Here is a 17,636-nt window from a genome sequence, read left to right on the forward strand (position 1 = left end):
TGCCATTTTCTCTGAAAAACGAAACTTGTTGTTGCAGGTTTCTAAAACTGAATACCATAATGAATATTATGTATAAACTTTCATTAACAAAGTGAGCATCCACTTCTTTTCCTTAACCATCGATAATAGTATAAAAACCTGATAATAACCACTTTTATGTATAAATATTTAATTTTACCCTTGATTTATTATTTTTATTCTGATAAGATAGCTTCAATCACTTGAAAACACGCGGAAAAGGAGTTAATAAGTATGAAAGAAAAAGTAATATTGGCCTATTCTGGAGGATTAGATACCTCCGTTTCAATTAAATGGTTAACGGACCAAGGATATGATGTGGTGGCTTGCTGCCTAGATATCGGTGAAGGTCGCGACACCCAATCCATTAAAGACAAAGCTTTGGCAGTTGGCGCGATTGAATCTTATGCCATCGATGCCCGCGAAGAATTCGCCCAAGATTTTGCTTTGATCGCTTTACAAGGCAATACTTTTTATGAAAATTCTTATCCTCTTGTTTCCGCTTTGTCTCGTCCATTGATCGCCAAGAAATTGGTGGAATTGGCATTAGCGACTGGCGCAACAACCGTCGCCCACGGCTGTACTGGTAAAGGCAACGACCAAGTTCGGTTTGAAGTAGCGATCGCCGCTTTAGCGCCTCACTTGAAAGTCATCGCGCCGGTTCGGGAATGGAAATGGTCCCGGGAAGAAGAGATTGCCTATGCGGCTGAAAAAGGGGTGCCGATTCCCGCTGACTTGGACAATCCGTATTCCATCGATCAAAACTTGTGGGGACGTGCCTGTGAGTGCGGCGTCTTAGAAGACCCTTGGGCAACCCCGCCAAAAGGAGCCTACGCCATCACGCAAGAATTAGAAGATACTCCTGACGTACCGACGATCGTTGAGATCACTTTTGATCAAGGGATACCGACCGCCATTGATGGTGAGACGATGAATCTAGCAGAATTGATCATGAAACTGAACCGGGTGGCTGGCGAGCATGGCGTTGGTCGGATCGACCATATCGAAAATCGTTTGGTGGGAATCAAATCACGGGAAGTTTATGAATGTCCGGGAGCGATCGCTTTGATGACGGCTCATAAAGAATTGGAAGATTTGGTCTTCGTGCGGGAATTGGCGCATTTCAAGCCAATCATTGAGCAGCAATTAGCCCAAGTCATCTATGATGGTCTTTGGTTCAATCCATTGACGGAAGCCTTGATTACCTTCCTGAAAAGCACGCAAGTCTACGTCAACGGGATCGTGCGTTTGAAATTGTTCAAAGGCAACGTCATTTGTGAAGGACGGAAATCTGAAAACAGCTTGTACGATGAAAACTTAGCAACGTATACTTCTGCAGATACCTTTGATCAGCATGCGGCTATCGGCTTCATCAAATTATGGGGACTGCCAAGCAAAGTGCACGCTGAGATCCAAGCACAACAGCAACTAACAGAAACATTGATTTAAGTATGCACGGCTGAAGCTGCCGCTTCAGCCGTAATCTTTTTTTGAGGTGAGAATATGGCAAAATTATGGGGCGGACGTTTCGATGGGAAAAACGAAGCATGGATCGATGCTTTTGGGGCTTCCATCACGTTTGATCAAAAGTTAGCAAAGCAAGACATTCTTGGCAGTTTGGCACATGTCAAAATGCTGGTCCATACGGGCATCATCAATCAAACCGATGGCGAAGCGATCATTGGCGGCTTGACCACGATTCAGCAGCAATTAGCCGCTGGCGAATTGACCTTCACGATTGAAAATGAGGACATCCATTTAAACATCGAGACATTCTTGCATGAATTGATTGGACCAGTGGCAGGCAAATTGCATACTGCCCGTAGTCGTAATGACCAAGTGGCGACCGATATGCATTTGTATTTGAAAGAAGTCGTGCAAGACGTGATCACTTTGATCGCTGAATTGCGAGAAGCGCTGGTTTTACAAGCCGAAGCCAACATCTACACCATCATGCCCGGTTATACCCATCTGCAGCATGCACAGCCGATTTCTTTTGCCCATCACCTCTTAGCCTATTACAGTATGCTGACGCGTGACCAGGAGCGTTTCAAAGAGAGTTTGAGCCGCATCGATGTGATGCCTTTAGGCAGTGCTGCTTTGGCAGGAACTACCTTCCCTATCGATCGTGCTTTCACTGCTCAAGAGTTAGGGTTCAGCAATATTTACAGCAACAGCCTAGATGCGGTCAGTGATCGTGATTTTATCTTGGAATTTTTAAGCAACGCCTCTTTATTGATGATGCATCTGTCTCGTTTTTGTGAAGAGCTGATTCTTTGGTGCAGCCACGAGTACCAATTCGTGGAACTGACCGATACCTTCTCCACCGGCAGCTCCATTATGCCTCAAAAGAAAAACCCTGACATGGCGGAGCTGATCCGTGGAAAAACAGGACGTGTCTATGGGAATCTCTTTGGCCTTTTGACGGTCATGAAGGGCTTGCCGCTGGCGTACAACAAAGATTTCCAAGAAGACAAAGAAGGCATGTTTGACAGTGCCGAAACCATCACGAAAAGCTTGCAGATCATGACGGGCATGATCGCAACGATGAAGGTCAATCAAGCACGAATGCAAGAATCCACTGAAAAGGATTTTTCCAACGCAACAGAATTAGCGGATTACTTAGCTGGCAAAGGCGTGCCTTTCAGACAAGCCCATGAGATCGTCGGCAAGCTCGTCAGCGAGTGTTTGAGTAAAGGCATCTATCTACAAGATGTTTCCTTGGAAGAATACCAAGCGATCCATCCTGCCATCGACAGCGATATTTTTGAAAAACTTGACTCCTATACCGCCGTCAAAAATCGTCATTCTTATGGCGGCACCGGTTTTGATCAAGTGGCACAGCAAATTGAAGCCGCTAAAGCATTATTGGCGGGCAAGTAAAAAAACCAGCGAAGAAAATTCTTCGCTGGTTTTTTGTTGATTAATGACGTACGCGAGATTTCGCTGGATCGATCAATGGCGCTTCGCCTAAGTGCGCTTGGATCATCCAAATACGTTTTTCGATGGCTGTTTTGAAGCCGATGAAGATATCTTGGGTTGGATCGTCGCCTTCTTCACCAGATACTTCGATCCCTTTTTGGTATAAGTCCGCTAAGTAACGGTAACCTTCCACCAATGTAGCTAAGCGTTCTGGAATCGTGCGGTCCCAGTTACCCACTTCATCAGGGATTTGAGTGTGTTCTGCCATTTCACGCAAAGTTGAATATGGTGAACCGTCTAATGTAATCAAGCGTTCAGAAACTTCATCCAATTGCTCATTTAGATCATCCATGAATTCGTCCATCATTGGATGCAATGTCAAAAAGCCAGGTCCACGCATGTACCAGTGTGTTTGGTGAACGACCATAGCCATTTGGCTTAAATCAGCAACAAGTTGGTTTAATACTTCTTTTGTTTGTTCAAATTTCATAACGATTCCTCCTCTAAATTATCTATTTTAAGGATAATACGAAACAAATAAAAAGTACAACAAAATCATCTATTTGAGAAAATTTCTCACTCTCTTACGTATTTCTTTATAAGGGGGGACGAAAAATGACGATTTTCGTGTTTTTTTTAGGTGCTTTACTCGGCTTCTTTTGGCTTTTGCTCTTACAAACCCTGTTTTGGAATCTGCCAAAAAGTGATTCTCGTTCTCACTACCAGAAAGTGAACAAAGTTTCGGATAACCATTGGTTTCTTCGCCTTCCTACAAGATGGCTTTCACCCCCGTTTTATTGGGTCTTCGCTTGCATATGCTATGGCGGACTTTGCGGGGTTGCCTTTCATGTTTCGGAAAGCTTCCTGGCTTTTGTCTGGCTGACCAGTGCCTTTTTACTCAGCTTGACCGACTTGATAGACTATAGCGTCTACCCGCAACTGCTGTACCCCGCCCACCTACTGCTAGCGCTGGCACAGCTTAGAAGCGGCGCTTCTTTTCAATGGCTGTCTTTAGGCTTGCTGGTTCCACTGGTCTTTTTTGTCTGGCAGGAAAAAATGGGCGGCGGCGATCTCTTAGTGCTGGCAGGCTGGGGCACTTGGCTATCGCCGTCGACACTTTTGGCCCTCTTACTAGTAGCCAGCAGTCTCGGGCTTCTCGCTTTTTTTAGCTATCAAAGCATCTGGAAGAAACGATTGGCGCAGTTGCCCTTCGTCCCCTTCTTGAGTCTGGGTTTGCTGATTGTTCGCTTTCTAGTGTTTCATACTTTTGACGCTTTTTTTCTTTGAAGTGAAGAAAAACAGGACAGGAAAAAGCGGGACAAGTTGGCCTCATCCCGCTTTCTCTTTCTGCTCTGTTGCTTCCCCTGCCTATGATAACGGCGTCCTTTTTTTGCGATCAAGGTAGATGCCTACTGCGATCACTACTAACAACAGTCCCAAGACGACCCAACCAGCGGTTGTGGTGTCATTGGTTTTCGGTAAGTTGCCAGTTCCCGGTTTCGTTGTTTTGCCTTCTTTGACACGGTTGTTGAATACCATGTCTGCCGTTTGCTCCGCTTCAGCTACTAATTTTCCTGCTTGATCTTTGACGGTGACCGTTACTTGATAGGTGGTTTCATCATAGATGATCGTGGCGTCGTTGCCAGCTTTTTCACGAATCGTGTAACGATGTTCCCCAGCATCGTCATACGTCAATGCATCAAAGGTAATCGTTCCATTTGCGTCATTGCGTTGGGTTTGCAGAACCTTTCCAGCTTCATCCACTAATTCAAATGCGAATTCGTTGGCCTGCAAGTCTCTACCCGTCAAGACTTTCTTAGCACTTAGTACGACACTGCCTGCTTGTGGTTGGTAGCTGTTTTCGAAGACTTGATCGCCTTCGTATTCGGCAACTGCGGTCAACTGTCCGTCTTCATCAGTCACAGTCACAACTACTGCAAGCTCTTTTGTATCGTACGTGATAGTGCTGTCAGTTCCTTTTTTCTCACGGATGGTGTAGTGGTACTCACCTGCTTTGTCATATGCAAGAGCATCGAAACTGATTTGTCCGGTTGCGTCGTTGGCTTTTGTTTGAAGAACAGTTCCGTCTTCATTGACTAGTTCAAAATCGAATTCATTTGCTTGTAGCGTACGACCAGTTAAGACTTTCTCGGCACTTAGTACGACACTGCCTGCTTGTGGTTGATAGCTGTTTTCAAAGACTTGATTGCCTTCGTATTCCGCAACTGCCGTGAGCTGTCCGTCTTCATCCGTTACAGTGACAACTACCGCCAGTTCTTTCCTATCGTACGTAATTGTGCCATCGATTCCTGCTTTCTCACGGATGGTATAGTGGTACTCACCTGTTTCCTCGTAAGGGAGCGCGTCAAAGTAGATCTTGCCAGTGGCATCATTGGCTTTTGTCTGAAGCACATTGCCTTCATCATCGACTAGTTCAAAATCAAATTCATTTGCCTGTAACGTGCGACCAGTTAAGACTTTCTCGGCACTTAGCACGACACTGCCAGCCTGTGGTTGATAGCTGTTTTCAAAGACTTGGTTGCCTTCGTATTCGGCAACTGCCGTGAGCTGTCCCCCTTCATCCGTCACAGTCACAACTACTGCAAGTTCTTTTGCATCATACGTGATCGTACTATTGTTGCCAGCTTGTTCACGGATAGTATAGCGGTATTCGCCCGCTTCGTCATATGCAAGAGCATCAAAGTAGATCTTGCCAGTGGCGTCGTTGGCTTTTGTTTGAAGAACGTTCCCTTCTTCATCCACTAGTTCAAAGGCAAATTCTTCTGCTTGTAAGGTACGACCTATCAAGTCTTTCTCGGCACTTAGTACGACACTGCCTGCTTGTGGCGTATAGTCGTTTTTAAAGACTTGATTGCCCTCATACGTTGCTGTTGCCACCAGTTGCCCGTCTTCATCGGTGACTCTCACAACAACGCCAATTTCTTTCGTATCATAGGTAACGGTACTATCTGCACCAGCTTTTTCCCGAATCGTATAGCGGTATTCGCCGATTTCGTCATACGTCAATTCATCGAAATAGATTTGACCAATTGCGTCATTGCTTTTCGTCTGTACTACATCGCCTGCTTCATCGACTAGTTCAAAGGCAAACTCGTTGGCTTCTAACGAGCGACCCGTCAACACTTTCTCTACATTCAAGACCACACCGCCAGCTTTTGGCGCATAGTCATTTTCAAAGACTTGATTGCCTTCGTATTCGGTAACTGCCGTGAGCTGTCCGTCTTCATCGGTGACGGTCACAACTACCGCAAGTTCTTTTGCATCGTAAGTGATGGTGCCGTCAGTTCCTGCTTTCTCACGAATGGTGTAGTGATACTCACCTGTTTCCTCGTAAGGGAGCGCGTCAAAGTAGATCTTGCCCGTGGCATCATTGGCTTTTGTCTGAAGTACGTTGCCTGCTTCATCGACTAGTTCAAAATCGAATTCATTTGCTTGTAAGGTACGACCAGTTAAGACTTTCTCGGCACTTAGTACGACACTACCAGCTTTTGGTTGATAGCTGTTTTCGAAGACTTGATTGCCTTCATATTCCGCTACTGCAGTCAACTGCCCGTCTTCATCCGTGACGGTCACAACTACCGCAAGTTCTTTTGCATCGTAGGTGATGGTACCGTCAGTTCCTGCTTTCTCACGGATGGTGTAGCGGTATTCACCTGCTTTATCGTAAGGAATAGCGTCAAAGTAGATCTTGCCCGTGGCATCATTGGCTTTTGTTTGAAGTACAGTTCCTGCTTCATTAACTAATTCGAAGTCAAATTCTTCTGCTTTCAAATCACGACCGATCAGTACTTTCTCAGCATTCAAAACGACACTACCGGCTTTTGGCGTATAATCATTTTCGAAGACTTGATTACCTTCATAGACTGCTGTCGCAATCAACTGACTGTCTTCTTCTGTCACCGTCACAGTTACCTTTAGTTCTTTGTCAGTATAGGTGATGGTTGGATCATCGCCGGCTTTTTCCCGAATCGTGTAATGGTAATCGCCAGGCTCATTGTAAGTGATGTCGTCAAAGGTGACTTGTCCGTTACCGTCATTGGTTTGGGTTAGAATCACAGAGCCAGCTTCATCCACCAGGTAGAAAGTAAATTCGCCGTCTTTCAGCTCGCGTCCATGAAGCAGCTTCTGGACATTCAAAGCATGGGTCGTTTCTTTGATTTCTCGCTTGTTGGCTAGCTCAAAGACATAATTGACTTCTTTATCAGAGATAGTGAAGGTGTACTGAGTCGCATCTCGTTCGTATCCTTCTGGTGCGGTGATTTCTTGGATCATATAATCGCCGTAACGCAGATTGTCGATCCGATCAATGGCGTTGCCGTTTTCCATGATCTGATTGTTTTTGACCACCAGATTCGACAAGATGACTTCATAGGTATTTTGCGCATTTTTGCGGCTTAATTGGAAAACTGCTTCTTCATCGATCCCTCGTTCTTTCGTGCCATCGGCATCGTATTTCACGATCGTCAAGGAGCCGTTTGTCCCAGAAGAGGTTCCGCTACCGTCTGTCGACTTGATGGTAACTTCTTTGGTCACTGTGTGAATTTCGATCTCACTACCCGTCAAATTGACACTATTGGCCACCCGTTCATTGTTCAAAATCCCGGGATCAAGCTGTGTTTGATAAACGATAAAGTACGGTTTATCAATCATTTCTTCAAAAGCGATCACTAACGATTGCGTCCCTGCGACCACATCCGAGGTGATTTTCGGATTGTCTTCGTTGATGAAGGTGACTTTTTCCCCTTTTTCCCAAGTGCCATTGTTTAAGACCGCTTCATACACATCTACGATCACGTTATCGTCGGCATCGCGTAAAAAGGTGTGCTGATTGTAGTTGATGGTATCGGTCACTACCGCATTGTGGATTTTGCGACTGTCAGCGTTGATCATGATTTCCCAATCGAGCAACCGATTGTTCTCGGCATTCTGGCTGCCGTTTTTCATCAACCAGTCCGTTTTCGCGGACTTGTCGACTTGGCCATCGGCAGTCAAGGTTGTGTCATTGTCCGTCAATGTGATGGTATTTTTGTAGGTAAATACCTCTTCAGCTGCTTCGGTTGCCAAGAAGACCGCCAGTGTTTCAGACGTTTCTTTCAGCAAGGTGATCGTAACTTTCTTCGTATCAGGATCATAGGTGTAGATGTAATCCTCGTTCTCCACCAATTGTTCTTTCAGCGCTCTGACTTGCGTCGTATACCCAGTTACTGTGACCGTGTAAAGCGCCAAGTCTTTCAAGGTTTGGCCTTCTTGCAGCTGGTCCGTGATGGTTGCATCTTTATTGATTTTTTCTTTGTACGTATTGAATAGCCCCATCCAATAGACTTGATCGCTTGAAGCTGTCTGCTCATCAAAAATAGTTCCTAGATTCCGACCAAATACAGCGGTAATCGCTTTGGCGACATCTTCGCCTTCACCAATGAATAGGCCGTATTTCAAGGCATTTTTTAACCAATTGGTGTCCATCCATGTATTGGTTTCAGAAGCTTCCGTGAACGTATTGCCAGCTTCGTCTTTATAATGAACAAACGCTGCATTACTAAAACGTCCGGTAGAGCTGCCCGGTAACGTACCCTGTTGCACGATATCAAAGCTGGTTTTGAAGTTGACAGTGATCGTTGTCGAAGTCGTTTGGTACGCCCCTTGCAACTTGATGCGAAAACCACTCTCAAGTTCCTTCGTTGAGCCATCGGCTAGCGTTTTCGTTTCTGTGATCAGCTCTAGCGTATAGTCGGTATTGAGCTCTAAAGGCTCGGTCACCCCGCTGGCTGTCACTACTAGCGTATCCGCCAATAAAGCTAAAGCACTGCTGTTTGCGCCAGAGATCAATTGATAGCGGTCTTCTATAATCAGATCGCTAACTTTTTGCTGATTGGTATTAGCTTCAATTTTCCATGCGACAGTCTTCGTTTCATAGTCTTTGGTGCCAGCGGTTTTCACGACACCGATCGTTTTGGTTGGTGTCACTGTCCCACTGCCCGTCAAAGAGGTATTTTGATTGTCGCGGATCGAAGCGTAGTTGTATATACGGGTATCGGCTAAAACCGATTCATACAACTGAGTGTCGTATTGAATCTTGTAGTAGCCAGCTTTGGCAAACGTGATGCCAAAGCGTACGATTTCCCCCTCTTTATTCTGTTGTTCTGTCCCATCAAAGGACCAGTCCTCTGAAGGGATTGGATTACCGTCTTTGTCAGTGATCACCAAAGTTTCTGGAACAAAAAAGTGCAAGGCTTTTTCAGGATCTGTTCCCGAGTAGGTCTGATCCAAAACTCTGGCTTGATCTTTGTCCAATGTAACGGAAATTTCCCAAGATGCTCGTTTCGTTTCTGGATCGTAGCCTTTAAATCGTTTGTATTCTGATTGTTCATCGTAGGTAACCGTTGCTTCTGCGGTTTTTTCTGTAAAATCGCTACCGTTGATTGTTGCCGTGTTTTTGAAAGAAGAAGCCGTTGGATCGGTGACTGCACTATTGATCACGATTCGAACCGGTTGATTAACCGTTTGATTGAAGGTAAACGTGTTGTTAACACTGTTAAACGTATATAAGCCATCAGTACGAATCCATTCATCGGTGGATTCATCGTACAAGTAGCCTGTCGAGGTACTATAAGCTAATCCTTGTGGCATCTTATCGGTGATCACAACATCATGCAATTCACGACTGGCTTGGTTAAAAATAATTTCCCAAACCACTGAACCGCTGGAAGTCACGTTCCCCGTCTTAATGATATCGACCTCATAAATAGGTAATGTAATGATGATCTCATGGCCATCTTCATCGTAAATCCCGGTAGGAATGGTCACTTCCTCAGTAACGGTGCTTACACTTAATTCAGTGATCAGATCAATAGTCCCTGAGCGGTTGGAAAGTGTTTGTGCTGCCTCATTAAAAGTAACGGTCAATGTACCATCGAGTGCTAAGGTAAAGCTTCCGAACGATTGTCCGCCGGAACGGGTCAATTCACCACTGACGGTGTTATGAATGGCAAAATAATTCGGCAATTGATACGTATAATAATCACCAGCACGAATTTCTTCCGTATCTGCTAACGACCAGTCAAAATGAATTTTGATATTGTCATTATACATCGGTGGATTTTCGGCAGTGAAAGGCTGATCGTTTAAGTCAGTGATTCGGACATTGTCAAAAAGCTGCACGCCCCGTTCATTCAGGTTGGCACTAAGATTTTCAGCGGTAGCAGAAGCTTCCGTTTCCGTCTCAGCATCTGGTGCTCGGGGTTGAATGCTGTTTTGATTCAGTGTCGAAGATGCTTGGGTTGCTTGACTTTCACTAGGAACGGTTGCTTGTTCTTCTTCTGCTTGACTCGTTGCTGACTGAACTGCTCCCGCTGTCGATGAATCCGTAGGTGCTTTTTCCGTATCGATCGTTCCGGTCACAGGTTCAGTACTTTCTAACGTTTCGGTCGTTCTTTCGGTGCTTTCGGTTGCGTTGATTGCTTCTGCCAGTATGATCGTTGGTTCACAAAGGATAGAACCAAGCAAGACTAGCAAACATATATAAATAGAAAATTGTTTTTTCATAATTGCTCATTCCTTTTTATAAATTTTTTCAATTGATCTCGGAAGCGCTCGACGAATAATATTGTTCAACAGTGAGCAAGATATCCCAACAAACAACTGCTTTTTGCCTCCTCCCCATGATTCAAAAATTTTGGTCTTTGCTACTTGTATCAAACGTATTACTACTATCCCACACTTCTATTTTCCCAAAATTTTGGGGTGGGATGTATTCAAAAAAAATACAACACGCAATTTTTTTGAATACATGTAAAAACGTGATACTATTTACTTAAAAGGGGGCTCAGGGGCAATCATGTTACGGAAATTGTTATCATCTACAACACAAAAGAAACTACAGCTGATTGAGTATTTATTAGACGATCAGGGGACGAGTCTTCACGATTTGGCAGTGAAATTTTCCATTTCAATGTCTGCAACAAAAACCTATATCGCGGAAATCGACAATGAATTTTCGTTTCTGGACTTACAATTTGACGATTATTCAGCTGTTCGCCTACACTTGCATCCTTTCGCTACTCGACTAGACGTATACAGCCAGTTTTTAAATCGCTCGTCTGCGTTTCAATTGTTAGAACTACTCTTCTCATCGAGTTTCACTAGTTATGACATGCTGGCACTAGAATTAAATTTAAGCAAGTCATCGATCATTCGTTTGATCAAGAGGATCAATTTGGTTCTGGCACCGTATGATTTCTTCATCGCAACCAAACCCATCCAGTTAAAAGGAAATGAAAACAATATTCGCCAATTTTTTCTGATTTTCTTCTTAGAGAAGTACCAGTATGAATTTGTGGATGCCAACATTAACCAAGAGCAGGATTTCTTGAAGATCGCCCGTATCATGGCGGCTGCGACACCCTTAAAACTTTATTTTTCCGACATCAAAAAAATTGCCTTTGTAATCTATATCAACACGAAGCGCGATCGCTTATACGCTTCCAATCCCAATGGGAACCACATCGAATATTTCTTAGAAAAAATCGATTTAAGCGAATTTACTGGCTACAGTCGTGCTTACGTCGAGAAAATGGTCGGCTATATCACAACCCATATCGGTCAAGACCCCGCTGTATTTCGCGAGACCAAACAAGAGTTTTATCAAATGACCAAGCGTATATTTAAAAAATACAACTATCATGAAGCCAATTTTGAAGAGAAGTTGGATGCCGTCGTCTTTTCCTATTTTCTTGGAATCAACTTGCAGGTTCCTTACTGCATCTTGGATGATCGCTTTGCTCGTTTTGTCAATAACTGTGATTTGGTCCAACAGACAGTCAATCAAGACATCGTTCAGGTTTTGACCCATTCAAATTTGCCAATCATTCGACCAAGTACAATCAATTACCTAATTTATATTTTCCATACCTCTTTTCCAAATTTCGCCAAAGAAATCATCGATGCCCACGCTGACTTTCGCTTAGCTTTGTTTTATGATACAAATAGTTACCATACGGAATTTATCCAGACGAAAATCCAACAGTTTATTCCTTATCAGCTAACAATCACGATTTTAAATCCTCTGGACTCGTTTTCTCTGACCAAACTGGACGAGACTTATGATTTGATCATCGGCAATTTGACCCCCTCCTGCAGAAAAAATGTGTTTCATTATGCAGACATCAACCTGACTTCGAATGATTTGGCGTTTATCGCTCGGCAGATTCAGGAAAAGGGGATTCGGATGCTGCAAGAAAAGAATGCGCAATAAAAAAAACCTCGAAAAGCCGCAATTTAGCGATTTTTGAGGGTTTTTTTGTTGTTTATTTACTGTTTAATTTTGCTCACTACGCCATGGCTGGACGTTTTGCTGGCGATACAGAGCTGCTTTCCCAATTGCATTGAAGAGGGTCATTTTTTGCGTAACCACTGCTTTGGCTGCCTCAATACATTCTGGGTAAATGGCATTTGGATCCCACAATTCCGTTTCTGCTAAGATTTGGCGGCATTTTTTATAAAAGGCGTATTTATAGTCAGAGGAGATATTTACTTTTTGGATACCGATTGCCACGGCCTGAGCGATTTCTTCATCGGGATTGGCCGATCCACCATGCAACACCAATGGGATATCGACACGATCTTTGATTTCTTGCAAGACATCCATTTTTAATTCCGGTTTGATATCTTTCGGATAAATACCATGGGCAGTTCCAATCGCAACTGCTAGTGTATCAATGCCTGTCTTCTCAATGAATTCTTGTGCATCTTCTGGACGAGTATAAATCACTTCGGAGACGCCCCCTTCCACGGAGGTTCCCGTATTGCCGATCGTCCCCAGCTCGCCTTCGACAGATACCCCAATCGGATGGCAAATCTCGGTAATCTGTTTTGTCAGAGCAATATTTTCTTCAAAAGGCAGCAACGACCCATCGATCATCACTGAGCTGAACCCGCAATGGATCGCCCGCATAATACTCGCCAGACTGTCACCATGATCCATATGGATCACGATTGGCACAGAACTGTTTTTCGCTCTGGAAATCGCATAGTGGAAAAATTCATCCTTTGTAAAGGCCAATTCTGTTGGGTGGACCGCAATGATGGCTGGTGCATCGTTTTCTTCCGCTGCTTCGATAACGACGCGTAAGAAGTTGCTGTCTGCGACATTAAAGGCACCAACAGCAAATTGATTTTCTTTGGCAACGGTCAGTAATTGTTTCATATTGATCAACATATAAGTGTGCTCCATTCTTTTTTAAAGTGATTTGTTTTTTGATCCAGATAATTCGATATACTCTTTAACGACTGCTTTTCCTGTTTCAATGGTTTGGTGGATCAGGGTCGGATAATCGCTCTCGGGACAAGCATCCAGCTGTTGGTGCAGGGCATTTCTTTGGGCTTTCATAAAATCAGCCCCTACATTGATTTTATTGATTCCTAGTGCCACGGAACGCAAGATATTTTCTCTGCCGGCTCCCGAGCCACCATGCAAAACCAGCGGCAGGTCAGTGGCTTCTTTGATGGTTTGAACGATATCAAAGCGAAATGCCGGGCGGTACCCTGCTGGATAATCCCCATGACTGGAGCCGTAAGAAAGAGCGAGACAGTCGACCCCGGTTGCTCGAATAAAATGGATGGCTTCCTCTGGATCGGTATACATCCCATCGCTGGTATACTGATCCCCAGCCACTGCTCCCATGTCCCCAACTTCTGCTTCGACACTAGCATTATAGGCTTGCGCAAATTGCACGATCTCTTTGGTGATGGCGATATTTTTTTCTAAAGGATGCATAGAGGCATCCATCATAACGCTTGAGAACCCTTCGTGGAGACATTGTTTGACAAAGGCAATATCCTGTCCATGATCCAGATTGATGGCAACCTCCACATTGACATTTTCCGCCATTCGAATGATCGGCTGGGTTAAGTAACGATGATCCAGATGGGTCTTTAAATGGTCTTGGAGCAAGTCAACTATAATGGGTGCATGTGATTCTGCAGCGGCATCGATTACAGCTTTAGCGGTTTCCAAGTTAAAACAATTGATCGCCATAACCGCATAGTTTTCTCGATTGGCTTTTTGCAGCATCTCTTTCATTGATACATACATTTTCTTCGCTCCTTCTCTTAAGAAATTTCAATCGACGAAAAATCAACCTCTTCTTCCTCTTCGACGATCGGCGTTTCAACGGGTGCCTTTTTCAAGGCAAACAGCAAAACACCGGTGATGGCAGAACCAATCAGTAGCGCAATGGTAAATTTCAGTGGATCCGTCATGGCAGGAATGATGAAGACCCCACCGGATGGTACTGGTGAACCGACACCCCAAATCATACTTAGACCACCGCCGACGGCTGCTCCGACCGTACAAGAAAAAATGACGCGAAACGGATCAACCGCAGCGATCGGGATCACCCCTTCTGTGATCATACAAAGACCCATTGGAAAAGCGATCTTGATGTTGTCTTCTTCTTCCGTAGAATATTTGGGTCGGCGTAAGAGACGAGAGAGAACCCAAGAGATCGTAACACCAAATGGCGGCACCATTGAGGCTAAAATTTTCACGGCTTCGGGTTCTTGAATGCCTTCCAGTAATAGCCCATCAGCAAATAGCGAGGCGACTTTGTTGATGGGGCCGCCAAAATCAAAGGCAGCCATACCACCGACAATCGCGCCAAATAAGAAATTTCCCGAGCCTTGCAGATTCGTTAAGAAGGTAGTCAACGCCTCCGTAGCCCACACGATCGGTACACCGATGACGAAGAACATCAAAGCACCAACGATCAGTGTCGACAAGACCGGTACGATCATCATTGGCATCAGACCTTGTGCCCAACGTGGTACTTTAAGGTTTTTTACTAAGAATAAGACCAGATAACCTGCGAGATAGCCTCCTAACATTCCCCCTAAAAAGCCTGCACCAATCGCATTGGCAATCAGTCCCATAAAAAGACCAGGAGCGATTCCTGGACGATCAGCAATGGAATAGGCGATCGCGGCAGCGATCACTGGCGCCAGCAGCCCCATCCCTAAAACACCCAGCGAGACCAGTGCATCCGGGATCGTATAGGCAGCATCGTAATTTTCAATGACCGTGCCGTTGGCAAGATTTCCGATAGCGATCAAAAGTCCGGCTGTGACAACGACCGGCAGCATATACGAGATGGCGGTTAAGGCATGTTTTTTCAACTGCAGCTGTTTCATCATTTGTTTCATCCCCCTTTAAATTTGAATTGTCAGAACATTTATTGATTCATCCCTGATTTAATTTTTCTTCAATCGTTTCAAGCAAACGCTTAGGCGCTTTGATCACCATACTAGTTGGAATTTCTACTATTCGCTTGCCTTCAAAGCGGTCTCTGCCGCCGATTTTAATATCTGCCGCAATAATGACAACATCAGCTGCCTGAATAGCTGCTTCCGTCAATTCACTTTCCGTCCCGATGGTTCCTTGGGTTTCGATATGGACTTCATGACCAAGTTCTTTCGCAGCTGTTTCGATTTTTTGCTTAGCGATATACGTATGAGCGATTCCTGAAGTACAAGCAGCTACACCAACGATTTTCATCTCTTCTCCCCCTTTCTTAGTTTTCTGCCATTGGATCTTTTGCAAGCAAGGCCATCATTTGATCCTTGGTCCCTGACGCAACGAGACGATCAATAAACGATTCATCCGCTAGTAGCATCGCTACCTTTTGCAGCAACTTGATATGCATCGTATTGGCATCGGTATTTTTGACTGCAAACAAGATAATTACTTGAACGGGCGCTTCATCGATGGACTCCCATTCAAGCGGACGCTTGGTTTTTCCGATCACTAAAGAAGTCTTTTTCACACTGTCTGACTTTCCATGTGGGATTGCTAAGCCATGTCCGATACCGGTCATTCCTTCCGTTTCTCGGGCAAAGACATCTTGGGTGAACCCTGCTAAATCGGTAATTATCTGGTTTTCATATAAAAGTTCAGACAGTTCAGTGATCGCTTCTTCTTTTGAATTCGCTTCCATTTCCATCTTGATAAGATTGGGATTGATTACATCTGCGATGCTGAACGTTTGGATCGTTTGGCTTTCGTTTTTCATCTTTACATCTCTCCTAATAGTTGTTTGACTCGCTTTTCATCCTGTTTGGTAAATACCGAATTGACTAAAATCGTCGGCACCTTCGTTTCTACTGGCAAATTAATGGTGGTTAAGATCAGATCGATATCCTGGTAGTCTTGCGCATGCTTTCGATACATCCGAGCGGAAAGCACATCCACGATATCCAACTCTGGAAATGCCCGTTGGACTTTGACTTTCAGCAGTTCAGAGGTCCCTACGCCGCTGCTGCACATGATTAAGACTCGCTGTCTGCGCCGACGAATGACTTTAAATTTCACAAAATACAGAACCAAGAAACCAATCTCGTCTTCCGATATGGGATTCGTTCCATAGGTTTGCTCCACTTCCTTGCTGACTTGTGCCACTTGCTCAAAAATCCTTGGGTACTCTAGTTGAATGTCATTTAGCAGCCCATTTTTCACGATGATTTTATTTTTTAGCCGATAGAGCATCGGCTGGATATGGCAAAGTAGATTGGTCTTGTCTGTTTGCTGGTTCAATTTGATACCCAGTGCTTTTTCCATCCGCTTAGTAAAAAACTCCGTGATTTCGCTGGCTTCTTTTGTCAGATTGGTCATTGCCAAGGGTTTGTTTTCCACTCTGGAAGACACTAGATACTGGTAGAGATAAAATACCTCACTTTCTGGTAGCTCCGTCACGAGATAGGCATTGATTTTTTCAATCACTTGTTTGGCAATTTGATAAAACTCTTGGTGCTGTTCAATCAAATGCTGTTCTTCCTCATCTAAACCCTCAATTATCTCTTCGCGGTCAATTTCTCCTTCCCTCATTCGTAAAATCAGAATATACAGATGCGAGAAAATATTCATATTGTAAGGATACGCAATACTGTTCGCGAGTTTTCGCTCAATGAATTCAAGAATGGAGGTAATAAAGTTGATATCAAAGGCATTGATGGGATATTTTTGCGCGACCATTTCTTCATTCCACACATGGTTTTTCGTAAAGAGATCATTGACACAGCGACGGATATTTTTTTCGGTACCAATCACTGCAATTCTCTTATCGGATCGGATCAACTGGAGTTCAAAGTACTGAAAATATTCCGCAAGTCGATTGATATCACTACTTATCACTGCTTCACTCAAATAGTAAGGGGCGAACAACTCTTTGATCATTAAACGCTTTGGTGATTTAAACAATACATGCAGTGCAATCGCATGACGCCGCTCAAGCGGCTCATCATATTGATCCGTTTCTTGATTTTCAATCGTGCCTCTTAGATACGCTTCATAGTCCAAACAAAATCCTTTGCCGATTTCAGACCGAATGATTTCTGAACCAGCAGCCTCATTGATCCGCTTGATCGTCCGATAAATGGTTTTTGTTGAAACCTTAGCAGCTGTGGCTAGTTCATTAGCGGTCAAATTCATCCCCTGTATCATAAACTGCTCAATCAAACGTGTTTCTCTCTTGCTCAGCTTCATACTGTCTCCCTCCGTATCTTTACTATAGCCTTCTTTGTCTCTAGTAATTCTTAATCGATGTCCACTGATTTGGACATTTTAAAAATAACGCTTTCATCAATCGTCCCAAATGCCCCTTTTCTAGGATGAAAGAAGGGCGCATTCA

The 17,636-nt window shown here is 44.2% G+C and carries 12 protein-coding genes; 4 read left to right on the forward strand and 8 right to left on the reverse strand.

Annotated elements, in window-relative coordinates; all coding sequences use genetic code 11:
- Nucleotides 1-252: 252 nt before the first annotated feature.
- Together IGI82_RS17430 and argH are read left to right on the forward strand one after the other, a co-directional pair.
- Nucleotides 253-1,467, forward strand: coding sequence for an argininosuccinate synthase (locus IGI82_RS17430; protein WP_429968889.1), 1,215 nt, complete (start codon nucleotides 253-255; stop codon nucleotides 1,465-1,467).
- A gap of 54 nt (nucleotides 1,468-1,521) precedes the next feature.
- Nucleotides 1,522-2,901 carry an argininosuccinate lyase gene (argH, locus tag IGI82_RS17435; RefSeq protein WP_438842575.1) on the forward strand — a complete coding sequence of 460 codons (1,380 nt, stop codon included), beginning with the start codon at nucleotides 1,522-1,524 and terminating at the stop codon, nucleotides 2,899-2,901.
- Nucleotides 2,902-2,941: 40 nt separating this feature from the next.
- Here argH and IGI82_RS17440 read toward each other — a convergent pair whose 3' ends face one another.
- A complete protein-coding gene (locus tag IGI82_RS17440; protein ID WP_005230382.1) occupies nucleotides 2,942-3,430 on the reverse strand; it encodes a Dps family protein in 489 nt (162 codons plus the stop codon).
- A gap of 125 nt (nucleotides 3,431-3,555) precedes the next feature.
- On the opposite strand from IGI82_RS17440, the gene IGI82_RS17445 reads away from it, so the two are divergent.
- Nucleotides 3,556-4,227 (forward strand): prepilin peptidase, encoded by a 672-nt coding sequence (locus IGI82_RS17445; protein ID WP_438842576.1) that lies wholly within the window; start codon nucleotides 3,556-3,558, stop codon nucleotides 4,225-4,227.
- A gap of 81 nt (nucleotides 4,228-4,308) precedes the next feature.
- Here IGI82_RS17445 and IGI82_RS17450 read toward each other — a convergent pair whose 3' ends face one another.
- Nucleotides 4,309-10,503 carry a Spy0128 family protein gene (locus IGI82_RS17450; RefSeq protein WP_438842577.1) on the reverse strand — a complete coding sequence of 2,065 codons (6,195 nt, stop codon included), beginning with the start codon at nucleotides 10,501-10,503 and terminating at the stop codon, nucleotides 4,309-4,311.
- 292 nt (nucleotides 10,504-10,795) lie between these two features.
- On the opposite strand from IGI82_RS17450, the gene IGI82_RS17455 reads away from it, so the two are divergent.
- A complete protein-coding gene (locus IGI82_RS17455; protein ID WP_252708836.1) occupies nucleotides 10,796-12,211 on the forward strand; it encodes a helix-turn-helix domain-containing protein in 1,416 nt (471 codons plus the stop codon).
- A gap of 63 nt (nucleotides 12,212-12,274) precedes the next feature.
- Here IGI82_RS17455 and IGI82_RS17460 read toward each other — a convergent pair whose 3' ends face one another.
- The 6 genes from IGI82_RS17460 to IGI82_RS17485 are packed head-to-tail and all read right to left on the reverse strand — an operon-like array spanning nucleotide 12,275 to nucleotide 17,491.
- Nucleotides 12,275-13,174 (reverse strand): ketose-bisphosphate aldolase, encoded by a 900-nt coding sequence (locus IGI82_RS17460; protein WP_252708837.1) that lies wholly within the window; start codon nucleotides 13,172-13,174, stop codon nucleotides 12,275-12,277.
- Between the two features lie 21 nt (nucleotides 13,175-13,195).
- The gene (locus tag IGI82_RS17465; protein WP_252708838.1) at nucleotides 13,196-14,050 is read right to left on the reverse strand and encodes a class II fructose-bisphosphate aldolase; all 855 of its coding nucleotides are present in this window, start codon (nucleotides 14,048-14,050) and stop codon (nucleotides 13,196-13,198) included.
- 17 nt (nucleotides 14,051-14,067) lie between these two features.
- On the reverse strand, nucleotides 14,068-15,147 hold the full coding sequence (locus IGI82_RS17470) for a PTS fructose transporter subunit IIC (protein WP_252708839.1): 1,080 nt from the start codon (nucleotides 15,145-15,147) through the stop codon (nucleotides 14,068-14,070).
- 46 nt (nucleotides 15,148-15,193) lie between these two features.
- The gene (locus IGI82_RS17475; protein ID WP_005230357.1) at nucleotides 15,194-15,508 is read right to left on the reverse strand and encodes a PTS fructose transporter subunit IIB; all 315 of its coding nucleotides are present in this window, start codon (nucleotides 15,506-15,508) and stop codon (nucleotides 15,194-15,196) included.
- A gap of 16 nt (nucleotides 15,509-15,524) precedes the next feature.
- On the reverse strand, nucleotides 15,525-16,022 hold the full coding sequence (locus tag IGI82_RS17480; RefSeq protein ID WP_005230355.1) for a PTS sugar transporter subunit IIA: 498 nt from the start codon (nucleotides 16,020-16,022) through the stop codon (nucleotides 15,525-15,527).
- A gap of 2 nt (nucleotides 16,023-16,024) precedes the next feature.
- A complete protein-coding gene (locus IGI82_RS17485; protein ID WP_438842578.1) occupies nucleotides 16,025-17,491 on the reverse strand; it encodes a BglG family transcription antiterminator in 1,467 nt (488 codons plus the stop codon).
- Nucleotides 17,492-17,636: the final 145 nt, after the last annotated feature.

Source organism: Enterococcus sp. AZ067 (assembly GCF_051715005.1).
In the GTDB taxonomy this organism is placed as follows: domain Bacteria; phylum Bacillota; class Bacilli; order Lactobacillales; family Enterococcaceae; genus Enterococcus_D; species Enterococcus_D casseliflavus.